We start from the raw sequence: 12,816 nt of genomic DNA on the forward strand, positions 1-12,816 counted from the left end.
TTTATTATTGATTTGCTTTTCCGAAGCACATGTTTTATTACTTTCCAACAATTTTGTTATGTCCTTTATTTGCCTTCTATAAAAGAAAATGTTTATTAATAAAAGTGTATTTATTATAAAAAAAATTATAAAATTCATATAAAAAACTTTATTTTTATTTTTTTCTCTATATTTAGTAGGTAAAAAATTTATTTTATGCAAATTTTGCACTTCCCGTCTTTTATAAAACTTTCCATTATAATCTCTTCACTATAATTCAATAGTGTCAATCTATAGTTTTTATCTAACTCCTCCAATATGTCCTTATAGGGGAACCATAGAGTATATATACTACATTTCTCATGATCTAGACATTGATTTTCTACTATAGGGTTAAACTCTAAAAAAAACTCTTCAGAGTCCCCATTAAAATCTTTAATTATAGAATTCTCTATTAGAATCTGATTTTTTATAACCATTATGTATAAATTATCTTTATTCATAAAAATTAATGTATATTGAGCATCATTTATATAGTTTTTAACGTGATCTAAAATAACAAATTGTATTAAATTCACTAATTTCAATTTATTTTTTTCTTTTATTAATCCCTGTAATCTATTAAGTTTCCTAGAATTAATACAAAAAACCAATACATCATAAGACTTTTTTAATTTTTTACATACATAATAATCGAACAATATTTCTTCCATATCCGTAAAATAATACTTTAGCTGATATTCTATAATTTTATATAATTTTTCTTTTGATACCTTAGGAATACTTAAGAGTTTAATATATACTCTTTCTCCTTCCACTACTAGATATAAATTTCTATTTTTCAAATCTATATTTATATTTTTAATATTTTCAAATTTACTTTTATTCCATAAAAAAGTATCTCTATCTTCTATTTTTATTAATGCACTTTTCTTAAACAAAAAAATTACTCTCCTTTCTTTTTTAAATTATCCATGATTATCTTCATTTTTAAATTTTATATTTAGTAGGTATCTGCTAAAACATATATAAATCTTAGTTTCTCATCTTCTATGGTGCACTTATATATCTCCTTTATCTTATATACTGGAGAAAATTCAGTAACTACTTGAAAATATATATCTGGTTCTAAATATGTATATTTTTCCTCCGGTTGCACATATTCTATAAATGACTGTTCATAACGTAAATCATTATTCAATTCACTCTTTAAGCATCTTTTTATTTCTTCATAATTCATTGATTTAGCTGTTTTATTTATAGAATTATATAGTCTCCCAAGTAAAACTTCCTTATTATCCTCTTTTATATCACTTTTTAATTGATAATTTTTGATATAATTATTTATGGTTATATTTGAAATATTTAAAGAAATAGTGTAGTTTATCAGTGTAATAAGTATAATTACTGCAAATATAGTATAAATAAATATATATGCTTTTTTCTTTAATTTTCTATGGGGATAAATCTTAAACACTCCCTCCCACTTTTGTCTGAAATTTTTATAAATAAAACTTTTCCATTTTTATATACTTGAAAATCTTTAATTTTTCTGCAGATATTGTTGGAAGTCTTTTTACCTGCATTACAATTTATATCTTCATATTCTATTTTCAATACACCATCTACTAATTTTATAAATTCTATTTGATTATTTTTTTTGTTAATTATTTTAATAGTATTATTGTTTACTTTCACCTGTCCATTGCCATATAAAACTTTATGAATAAAACTTAGTCCTTCATTTATAGACGAATAATTAACAGTATCTTCACATGTTCTTGAAAAGCTTCTTATTTCTCTAACTAAAACTCTAATCTCTAAAGAAAATAACACAGTGGCAATACTAACTGCTATTATCAATTCTATAAGTGTAAAAGCTCTTTTCTTCATTGATAGTTCCCCTTTAAAAACTCTGTAGTTGCTTCCTTTTGCTGTCCATTCACTAAGAAACATAACTTTAGTCTTATCTTTAATACACTTTCATTTTTGAAATTTTCTATTTCCATAGTTATCCTTGGGCAATCCTGATTTTTCTCTTTTTCAAAAATGTTTTCTAAATTTTCGCTACACAGTAAATCCACATTTATTTTTTCTCCTGATACGTTTAATTCATTATTTTCATTCAATTTTTCTATTTCTTGATAAGTGACATTTTTTAATAGATTGTATTTTAGCCCAGATAAAAAACAATAATAATTTTCAATAGTTTTTTGACGCTTAGCAATATTATTAATGGTTATCTTAAGTTTAAATATAGAAGCAACAACCATAAAAAATATACACGCACTGCACAAAACCTCTACAAATCCAAAACCTTTCTTTCTTTTCATGATTTTAATCCACCTTAACCTTTGTATATCCGGTACCTACTTCAACTGTCACCCTTTTATTATCAGGATAATTATTTAATTTTATAGTACAAGCGCTACTTGTAAAACCTAAACTACTTATTTCTATTTTTCCAGTTATAGCATTAATACTTTCTATTTTTACATTTGGCGGCAACTTTAAAGTATCTATATTTTGACGATTATGTGTGAAAAACAATCCGTTTTCATGCTCAAATTGCTGTATTGCTCCATTGACACCATTGCTTTTACAATAACTTTTACACTTATTTATAAATAAAACTATATTATTAGCATAAAAATTTATATCTAAATTTCTTTTTACTTTATTAAAACTTTTATAAGTAAATACTGTTCCACAGTAAATTGCTGAAATTAAAGCCATTACTATTAAAATTTCTATTAATGTATATGCTTTTTTCATCTGCTCCCTTCCAATCTCAATAATTTTGATAAATTAAGCTTTTACTACCATCTTTTATATAAAATATCTTGCATTTATTTCTACTTAAATCTACTTCACATTTATATGCCTTCTTCTTGTAATAGTAACTAATATCTAAAATATGCTCTACTGAAGATTTTGATTTGGATACGCTGCTTACGGGAAGCTCCACATCCTCTTGAATAAACTTCCTTATAGAGTCTATATCACCACTACCTTTAATATTATATTTGTTATTAATAAAACAGTAATCCACGACACTTAAATATATACCTTTTCCTATATTTAAAGCTTCCTCTCTAATAACATATTCCCTATACTTTAGATAATTTGGAGTAGCTATTAAAGTTATTATTGAAATTATAGATATAACTACAATAAGCTCTATTAATGTAAATCCTTTATTTATACCTCTCCTCAAATCACCATCTCCCTTCCATTCTAAAGGTTAATAGATGAAGTCATATTTATAATAGGCATTAAAGCAGCAATTATTATCATGCCTATAAATATAGATATAAATACTATTAATGCTGGTTCTATGGTTTGAGAAACTTTATTTAGCTTATATTTAAATTCCTCTTCTAGAATTTTCTCCACATTATTTAGACCTTCTTCCATATTCCCACTAGTTTCTGCTACAGAAATCATAGAGATAGTGAAGCTTTGAAATATCTCTATTTCCTCTAAGGTTCTGCAAATACTACTTCCATTTTTAATTTTATCTAAAGAACTCATATATTTTTCCTTAACATAAATGTTATCTGCAGCCTCTATAATAGCTTTCAGAGACCTCAATATATTGACACCACTTGTTAACAATATATTCAAGCTTTTTACAAACTTTATTTCTTCCCATCGTAAAACATATTTTGATATACAGGGAATTTTAAATTTCATCTTCCCGCTATAAACATTATTTAGCCTAAAACATAATAAAAATAATATTATCAATATACCTATAAGCATACATCCCTTATCAAATAAAAATATAAATACCTTTGTACTTATGGGAACAATGCCACCCATTTCTATAATCATATTAGTAAAAGTAGGTATTGCTTTTACTCTAAGTAATACCATAGCTACTGAAGAAATTCCTAATGTTATTAATGGATATGTCATAGATTTTTTAATCTTATTCTTCAATTCTTGAGAATAATAATAATGTTTACTCAATCTACAAAACACCTGTTCTAAATTTCCACTTTCTTCTCCTATTTTAATCATAGCCATCATAAATGAGGGATATACCCCTTTTAAATTTTCCATAGCACTATAGAGACTTTCTCCTTGAGAAACTAACTGAAAAAGCTCACAAGTTTTTTTTCTAATAAACTCATCTTTAAATGTCGACCCTAATAAACGCAAAGATTCTGGTATACTTATACCAGATTTAATCAAATGATAAAACTGTTGACAAAATATATAGGTTTCTTTTAGTGAAAATTTTCTTTTTATGTTCAGCTTACCATCTTTTATTTCCTTGCAATCAAGTAAAAATAATCTTTTACCATGTAACTCTTTTATTACTTCTTCTACATTGTTACAAACATGCATACCATTAATTTTGTTTCTATTTATATCTAAAGCTTTATATCTATACCTTTTCATTGTTTCACCCACATTTATTATTAACTCAACTTTCGCATATATTTTTAAATTCTACATTACATGAATATATGCATTTTCATATAATGTGTTTTATTATTTCTTCATAGGTAGTTATACCTTTTTTAACCAATTGAATTCCTCTATTTCTTAGAGATTTTCCTAAAGAAAGATTTTTTCCATAGGAAGCTTTATATACTGAACCTATACCTCTTATAAATTCTCTTTCCTTTTCTCCTATGACTAATATTTCATAAAGCACTGTTCTAGAAGAATACCCCGTCTTATTACAATAAGTGCATCCTCTTCCTCTGAAAAGTAACTGCCCTTCTTCTAAGTCTAACACCCTTATTTCTTCCTTAGAAGGTTTGTAACTTTCTTTACAGTGATTACATATCTTTCTTACAAGTCTTTGAGAAATTACAGTTAATAAAGTGTCTGCTAATAAATAGTTCTCTACGCCCATATCCATAAGTCTAAGTATAGTTCCTATGGAATCCTTGGTATGTAATGTTGAAAATACTAAATGCCCTGTCATAGCAGCTTTAACAGCTATTTTAGCTGTTTCACTATCCCTTATTTCTCCTATCATTATTATATCTGGGTCCTGTCGCAGGATACTTCTTAACCCCTGAGCAAAAGTCAATCCTACTTTATTATTTATATTTATTTGATTTACAAAAGGCATGTTGTATTCTACAGGATCTTCTATAGTAGTAATATTACATTCCTTCTCATTAAGTTCTTTTAAAAGTGAATAAAGAGTAGTACTTTTGCCACTTCCAGTAGGACCGGCAACTAAAATCATTCCATTAGGTTTCCCTATACACTTTTTTATTAAATTACAGCTTTCCTTTTGAAATCCTAAGGCATTTAATGAGAGTTTTTCTCCATCCTTGTGTAAAATCCTTATTACTACCTTTTCTCCATACACTGTTGGCACAGTAGATACTCTAAGGTCAAATTCTTTTTCCTCTAGTTTATAATAAATTTTCCCATCTGCTGGCATGAATTTTTTAGATATATCCATATCAGCCATAATCTTTATTCTAGAAAGTAAAAAAATATAGACCTCTTTAGACAACTCAGTGTAAATTATCAATGACCCATCTATTCTGAATCGTATTATTACTTTTTCTTCAAAGGGCTCTATATGAATATCACTAGCTCTCATAGCTATAGCTTCATTAATTATAGTATTGGCTATTTTAACTGCTGGAGCATTTTCTATATCTGTGAGATTTTTATTTGTATCCAAATTCTTATATAGCATATTGTTTTTTTCAATTTCTTTTATAGCTCCATGAAGAATCATTTTTTTATGATATTTTTTTACTGCCATAAGCACTTCTTTTTTATCTACTATGTATACTTTTAGATCTTTTTTGTATATAAACTTAATATAATCTATAGTGCTTTCTTTTATTTCCTTTGAAGCTAAAATACACACTTTATTCTCTTGTATATTAAACGGCAAAATAGAAAATTTATAAGCAATATTACCCGAAATTTTACTTAACACATCCATATTTAATTTTAAATTTAAAACGTCTATGTTATGTTCCTTTATTACAACCATATGAAATTCCTTTCTTTTTATATTATATTTATATCCTTTAATGTATTTTTTAAACAAAAGAGTACATAAAAAAAGATAGCCTATTTCAGTAAATAGACTACCTTAAAATTTTAATATATTTTAAACTAAACTTTTGCATATAAGGTACATGAAAAAAATACGAATATAGTTTTAATTTTTCAATTTTCAATTATAATTTATAACTAAGAAAGTTCAATTTTTAATTATTGCCATATATTTTATAATTGTTTGAGTTCTCCGTTATTAAATTAGTAGAATTATTTTTCACATCGTAAATATATATATCATTATTATTTTCGCTATCTTTCCCTCCAAATATTACATTTCCATTTGTGTCAATAGCTAATCCCGCTTTTTTATCTACATTCTTAGGCAAATCATAAGTTAATTGAGAACATTCAAAAGTATTTAAATCTATAGAGAACAAAGCAAAGTTATTGCTTTCAGAAGCCTCACCTATAAAATACAATAAATTTTTATCTTTATTCACAACTGCATTTGTCATATCAGTTATATTTTGAGATATAAGTTTCTTTTCTCCAGTATCCACGTTATAATAGACAAGCTTATATTGCTCTTCTTTATTGTCCAAAACCAAGATTTCATCCTTAGATATTGAGTACATTCTAGAGCAAAATCCTTCTAACTTACTAAAATAAACAGATTCTTCTCCTGACTTTATATTATACTTATATATATTCCCTGAATTAGGTTTATCAGATATAATGCCATAATAAATTATGTTTTCATTATCTAACCACTCATATACATCCCCAGATACTAAAACTTTCGTTTTAATTTGTATTTGCTTATTATTCTGTATATCATACACTTTAATTCCTTCAGGTTCATTCATATCTACATCCTTAAAACTTCTAAATAATATATTATTAGAATCTGGAGATATTCTAATATCTGAATAAACTGAAGATTCATTTAATACTTTTGTATGCTCATCCTTAATTATTTTTATCTGATTTTTAGATTTTCCGCTTTCATCTATTTTTTTTACAAGAAAGATATACAAGCCTTTTTCTTTGTGGTATATTAAATCTAAAATATCTTCCTTAGCTATCTTCCCTATTTTATCTAGAGTATCTTTATTTATACTAAATACCTGATTATATTCTTTTTTGTTACACATTATAGTTATATTAGGGAATTTTATATTTCTTATATCTATAGATGTTTCTGAAGTACTTTTACTAATATCTTTATTCATGTTAGGCTTACTACAGGCCGCAATATTTAAAGTAACTATTAATATTAATGTTGTTGAGACTAATCTACCAGTAAATTTCATTTATACTTCACATACTCCTTCAAAAGAAATTTCAGCACTACCTGTCATGAACACTTTATTATCTTCTAATTCTATTTGCAATACTCCTCCTGGGACATGAACTTTAACTTTATTATCTAATAAAGTTAATTCCCTTCCAGCCACTACAGAAGCTGAACATCCAGTACCACATGCCATAGTAGCTCCTGCTCCTCTCTCCCAAGTCATAACTTTTATTTCTTCTCTACTAACTACTTCTACAAAGTTCACATTAGTTCCTTTAGGAAAAATATTATGCTTCTCTATTAATTTACCTTCTTCTACATTAAAATCTTTTAATTTTCCAAAAACAACCGTATGGGGAACTCCCATTAATAAACTGGTTATTTTATAATTTTTTTGTCCTATATTTATAGTTTTATCTATTATTTTATCTGCACTTACTGTAGGTATTTTATCTGGATGAAATTCTGGACTTCCCATATTTATAGTAACAGTATCTACCTTATTCTTATTTATATTAAGATTAGCTATTTTTATGCCATCTCCTGTTTCTATATTTATCTTATCCTTCTTTACAATATCCTTTTCCCATACATATTTTGCAAAACATCTTATACCATTTCCGCACATAGCAGCATAGGAACCATCAGAATTTATTATTTCCATCTTAATATCCCCTACACTACTTTTTTTTACGCATAATATTCCATCTGCTCCAATTCCAAAATTCCTATGACACAACTTAGGAGCCAACTCATTTAAACTATTGAAATTATTATCTAAATCATTTATAACTATAAAATCATTTCCGCAACCATGCATTTTAGTAAAATACATTTTCACTTATATCACCTTCCATATTTATATAAATATATTGTATCATAAAAATTTAAATGTCTTAATGTTTTAATCATCTTTTATTAATGCTATACTAAAGTATACAATATTTAAATAAATAATCAATACAAGTTTGGTTACATTGTTTTATATTTTATAACTTTTTTTTAGAGAGGATGAAATAAATTGGCTTTAGATGGATTATTTTTACATAGCATAAAAGAAGAATTAAAACAATTAATAGGATGTAAAATAGATAAGGTTAATCAACCTGAAAAAGATGAAATAATATTAACCATAAGAGAAAATAGAAAAAACAAAAAACTTTTAATAAGCGCTAGTTCCAATTATCCAAGAATACATCTCACAAATATACAAAAACAAAACCCTCAAAAGGCACCTATGTTCTGCATGATTTTAAGAAAATACTTAAACAGTGCTAAAATTCTAAATATTAAGCAAATAAATTTCGATAGAATACTAGATATAACTTTCGAAAGTTCTGATGAAATGGGCTTTAATAGCAGATATCACCTAATAATAGAAATCATGGGAAGACATAGTAATATAACCCTTGTAAGGGAACGAGACAATATAATAATGGATAGTATAAAACATATTACCTCAGATATAAATAGCTATAGAAATCTTTATGCTGGCATAAAATATATATACCCTCCAAAATCAAATAAACTTAACCCTAGCGACTTTTCAATGGAGAATTTTATTAAATGGGTAAATCAAAATAACATAAATATTTCTGAAAAGCTGTTTTCTAAAACTTTTACTGGGGTAAGCTCTGATTTTTCAAAAGAACTTTTCTATAGATTAAACAATAATAAACATAATAATAAATTCACTTTAGAAGATTTATTTACTTTTTCAAAAGAGTTCTTTAATGAATTTTTAAATAACCACTTTAATTTTTCTTATTATATGGACAACAATGGTTTATTAAAAGACTTCCACTGCGTAGACTTGCTAAGATTAGAAGAAAACTGCATAAAAAAACAATATACTTCAGCATCTTTATTATTAGAGGATTTCTACTATCAAAAAGATAAGATTGACAGATTGAAATCTAAGAGTTCCGATTTACAAAAATTAATTCACACAAATATAGATAGATGTAAAAAGAAAATCAAAATTCTAAACGACACTTTAGAAAAATGTAAATCAAAAGATAAATTTAAACTCTATGGTGAATTACTAACCGCTAATATATACAGCTTAAAAAAAGGCGATTCTGAAGCAAGATTGCTGAACTATTACAGTGAAAATGAAGAATACATAACTGTAAGCTTAGATGAAAATAAAACTCCTTCAGAAAATATTCAATATTATTATAAGAAATATAATAAATTAAAAACCTCAGAAGAAATGGGAGGCCTTCAACTTAAAAATTCACAAGAAGAACTTCAGTATTTATCTTCAGTTTTGAGCAATATTGAAAATGTAGATAGCTATGATGAAATAGATGATATAAAAAAAGAATTAATGGAAACTGGATACATTAAATTTAAAAAATCATTAAAGAATAAAAATAAAAAAGAATCTTCACCTCTTCACTTCGTTTCTAGCGACAACTGTGATATTTATGTAGGAAAAAATAATTTACAAAATGATTATTTAACATTAAAATTTGCTAGAAAAAATGATATATGGATGCATACAAAGGATGTGCACGGATCTCATGTAATAATTAAAAATAACGGAAATATCACAGATAAAACTCTCGAAGAAGCTTCTTCACTTGCAGCGTATTATAGCAAGGGAAGAAATTCCTCGAAAGTAGCTGTAGACTATACAGAAATCCGCAATGTAAAAAAACCTTCTGGTGCTAAACCAGGCATGGTTATTTACTACACTAATAAAACCATATTGGCAGAACCCAAAATTTTAGTTTCAGAAGAAACCTCAAAATAAGAATAAATTACGAAGCAAGTGCTACAAGAAAAATCTGTCTTTAAGTCCACAATAAATATATTTTTTAAGACTGCTCGCAATACGCCAAGAAATTCTAATGTCTTCAAATATCAATACCCTAAAGCTTTCAAACTCGCTTCTAACGGCGCTCAAACATGAAAGCTTCTTAACGGGTATTGATATTTGAAAACAAAGAATTTCTAAGGCTAGCTCAATAGTCTAAAAAAATATATTTATTGTTACCTTAAAGACAGATTTTTCGGTTCATACGTACATTACTTATGGGCGAGACAGCCTACTGAAGGAGGATTTTCCTCCACTATGTTACGGAAAATCTTTAATTAAATAAATGGGATAGCAAAAAAGCTATAACTATTTCATTAAATGGAATAGTTATAGCTTTTTCTTTTAGCGCTTTAAAAATCTTTTATTGGCGATAGCCAACCTAAATACATAGAAATGATTAAGATTTATACAAACCAATGCCTCACGGCAAAATATATTAACTCTTACATATTAATGTATTTTCATAATCAATTATTCATTAGTATATAATCAAAGTTAATAATTCTATCTCACAATTAATAAAAATAATATTGTAGATTAAACGAAAGGCTACGCCTAAAAAATATTATGAGCGTTTTTTTATAAATTAAAGATTTTCTATAGCGAAGAGGAGGAAAATCATCCTTTAGTAGGCTTCTCCTCTCAAACCACATACATATTAAACTAAAAATATGATTTTAATGTAGTAATAAATGTGGAATTTGGGACTATTGAACTAGCCTTAGAACTTCTTATGTCTCACAGTTAAAGACCCGTTAAGAAGCTTTCATGTTTGAACGAGGAACGAGTGAGTTTGAAAGCTTTAGGGGCTTTAACTGTGAGACATTTAGAAGTTCTTGGCGTATCGTGAACAGTCCCAAATTACACATTTATTACGGAATTAAAATTAGATTTTTCTTAATGCGATAGACCCTATTTTTATATTTTAAAATTTTTCGTAATAAAATGGAGAAAAATTATCCTTTACTAGCCCTCTAGCACACTAGAACACTAGCCCACTGAAAATTATGACAAAGTCATAATTTTCTTATCTTATGTACTGATAATAATAGCACTTAATTCGGCCATTATAAAGTTTTCTGTTTTTATCTGCTTTTCTACCGAAGTTCTTTTGGAAGCATTCATTAGAGGTTATTATAAAAAATGACCAAGTATCATTTTCTTTATACAACTCTCCTAATCTTTTGTATATACTTTCAACCTCTTTAATCTCACCTATTCTCTCTCCATAAGGTGGATTAGATATGACGCATGCTCCTTTTTTCTTTGTAGTAAACTCTTGAACTGGTATTTGCTGAAAATGAATGTACTCCGAAATTCCTGCACCTTTAGCATTTTCTCTGGCAGTTCTTAAAACTCCTTTATTTATATCCAATGCCATTATCTTTAAATCTTCATTGTTTATTTTTCTTTTAGCGTAATCCCTAGTTTGTTCCCAAACTTCTTTAGGAATTTGAGGCCAATTTTCTGACACAAAATTTCTATTTAGTCCAGGAGCTATATTTTTACCTATTAAGGCAGCTTCTATTGCTATAGTTCCAGAACCACAACAAGGATCTATAAGAAGTTTTGAACTATTCCAGTTACTTAAAAGCACTAAAGCTGCTGCCAATGTTTCTTTCATAGGGGCTTCACCTGCTTTTTCCCTGTATCCTCTTTTATGTAAACCTGGGCCTGAAGTATCGATAGTTAATGTTACTATGTCCTTTAAAAGAGCTACCTCTATTTTATATTCTGGTCCGTCCTCTGAAAACCATTCTTTATTGTATTTTCTCTTCATGGATTCAACTACAGCTTTTTTAACTATACTTTGACAATCAGGAACACTAAATAGCTTTGATTTTACTGACTTTCCTGTAATATGCATAAAACCATCCTCAGGAATTATATCTCCCCAATTTACCTTTAATGTTCCTTGATATAACTCTTCAAAGCTTTCTGCTTTAAATTCTGTAACTTTTATAAGTACCCTATCTGCACATCTAAGCCAAATGTTACACAAAGCTATATCATATTCATCTCCCTCAAAAGTAACCTTACCATTTTCTACCTTCAAATCTTCATAACCCAATTGTTTTAATTCTTTTGCCACCACAGACTCTAAACCAAAAGTGGATGTTGCTATCAATTCATACATTTACTATTCAACTCCTAAACATTTATACTATCATTCGTAAATTTTTACCGAATCACTTCCATCTATTTCCTTAACTTCAACTGAAATATTTTCCTTTCGTGATGTAGGTATGTTCTTTCCAACAAAATCAGCTCTTATAGGAAGCTCACGATGACCCCTATCTACTAATACAGCTAGTTCTATTCTATCGGGTCTTCCATTGTCTATAATAGCTTCAAGAGCTGCTCTTGCAGTTCTTCCTGTGTATAATACGTCATCTACTAACACTGCTTTCTTTCCTTCTATTTTTACTTGCAAATTATTGTTATTTATTATTGGTTGCTCATTTAATGGGGACAAATCATCTCTATATAGAGTAATATCTACGCTTCCCACTTGAACCTTCTCTCCTTCTATGATTTCTATTAATTTAGCTATTCTTTCTGCAAGTGGATACCCTCTTCTCTTTATTCCTATTAAAACTACATCCTTTACACCTTTATTTTTCTCTATTATTTCATGGGCTATTCTTGTAAGTGTTCTCCCCATAGCTTTCTCGTCTAAAATAACTGCTTTAAGTTTCATATGAACCCCTCCAAT

General features: G+C 27.3%; 13 protein-coding genes. 1 reads left to right on the forward strand and 12 read right to left on the reverse strand.

Translation table 11 applies throughout. From position 1 onward, the window contains the following. Window positions 1-188 precede the first annotated feature (188 nt). The 10 genes from C1715_RS12820 to dapF form a co-directional block, all read right to left on the reverse strand. Complete coding sequence (locus tag C1715_RS12820; protein ID WP_102400870.1) at window positions 189-920, reverse strand: type IV pilus biogenesis protein PilM; 732 nt, start codon at window positions 918-920, stop codon at window positions 189-191. A 62-nt stretch (window positions 921-982) separates the two neighbouring features. After that, a complete protein-coding gene (locus C1715_RS12825) occupies window positions 983-1,456 on the reverse strand; it encodes a hypothetical protein (protein ID WP_102400871.1) in 474 nt (157 codons plus the stop codon). After that, window positions 1,426-1,872 carry a type II secretion system protein gene (locus tag C1715_RS12830; protein WP_180964082.1) on the reverse strand — a complete coding sequence of 149 codons (447 nt, stop codon included), beginning with the start codon at window positions 1,870-1,872 and terminating at the stop codon, window positions 1,426-1,428. The genes C1715_RS12825 and C1715_RS12830 overlap by 31 nt, the downstream gene beginning before the upstream one ends. Continuing rightward, complete coding sequence (locus tag C1715_RS12835; protein WP_102400873.1) at window positions 1,869-2,312, reverse strand: hypothetical protein; 444 nt, start codon at window positions 2,310-2,312, stop codon at window positions 1,869-1,871. Before C1715_RS12835 ends, C1715_RS12830 begins: the two co-directional genes overlap by 4 nt. 4 nt (window positions 2,313-2,316) lie before the next feature. Next, complete coding sequence (locus tag C1715_RS12840; RefSeq protein ID WP_102400874.1) at window positions 2,317-2,754, reverse strand: pilus assembly FimT family protein; 438 nt, start codon at window positions 2,752-2,754, stop codon at window positions 2,317-2,319. Window positions 2,755-2,770: 16 nt separating this feature from the next. Further along, window positions 2,771-3,196, reverse strand: a complete 426-nt coding sequence (locus C1715_RS12845; RefSeq protein WP_102400875.1) for a prepilin-type N-terminal cleavage/methylation domain-containing protein — start codon at window positions 3,194-3,196, stop codon at window positions 2,771-2,773. Between the two features lie 20 nt (window positions 3,197-3,216). After that, window positions 3,217-4,389 (reverse strand): type II secretion system F family protein, encoded by a 1,173-nt coding sequence (locus C1715_RS12850; protein WP_102400876.1) that lies wholly within the window; start codon window positions 4,387-4,389, stop codon window positions 3,217-3,219. 76 nt (window positions 4,390-4,465) lie between these two features. After that, entirely contained in the window at window positions 4,466-6,022 is a 1,557-nt protein-coding gene (locus tag C1715_RS12855) for a GspE/PulE family protein (RefSeq protein WP_207654977.1), read from the reverse strand. A gap of 163 nt (window positions 6,023-6,185) precedes the next feature. Next, entirely contained in the window at window positions 6,186-7,289 is a 1,104-nt protein-coding gene (locus C1715_RS12860) for a TolB-like translocation protein (protein WP_102400878.1), read from the reverse strand. Further along, complete coding sequence (dapF, locus tag C1715_RS12865; RefSeq protein WP_102401943.1) at window positions 7,290-8,108, reverse strand: diaminopimelate epimerase; 819 nt, start codon at window positions 8,106-8,108, stop codon at window positions 7,290-7,292. It lies immediately after the preceding gene. A gap of 186 nt (window positions 8,109-8,294) precedes the next feature. On the opposite strand from dapF, the gene C1715_RS12870 reads away from it, so the two are divergent. Continuing rightward, window positions 8,295-10,034 (forward strand): Rqc2 family fibronectin-binding protein, encoded by a 1,740-nt coding sequence (locus C1715_RS12870; RefSeq protein ID WP_102400879.1) that lies wholly within the window; start codon window positions 8,295-8,297, stop codon window positions 10,032-10,034. Window positions 10,035-11,127: 1,093 nt separating this feature from the next. On the opposite strand, the gene C1715_RS12875 is transcribed toward C1715_RS12870, so the two are convergent. Together C1715_RS12875 and pyrR are read right to left on the reverse strand one after the other, a co-directional pair. After that, a complete protein-coding gene (locus tag C1715_RS12875; RefSeq protein ID WP_102400880.1) occupies window positions 11,128-12,237 on the reverse strand; it encodes a THUMP domain-containing class I SAM-dependent RNA methyltransferase in 1,110 nt (369 codons plus the stop codon). A 30-nt stretch (window positions 12,238-12,267) separates the two neighbouring features. Beyond that, window positions 12,268-12,801 carry a bifunctional pyr operon transcriptional regulator/uracil phosphoribosyltransferase PyrR gene (gene pyrR / locus C1715_RS12880; protein WP_102400881.1) on the reverse strand — a complete coding sequence of 178 codons (534 nt, stop codon included), beginning with the start codon at window positions 12,799-12,801 and terminating at the stop codon, window positions 12,268-12,270. Window positions 12,802-12,816 lie beyond the last annotated feature (15 nt).

It is taken from the genome of Haloimpatiens massiliensis (assembly GCF_900184255.1).
Classification (GTDB): domain Bacteria; phylum Bacillota; class Clostridia; order Clostridiales; family Clostridiaceae; genus Haloimpatiens; species Haloimpatiens massiliensis.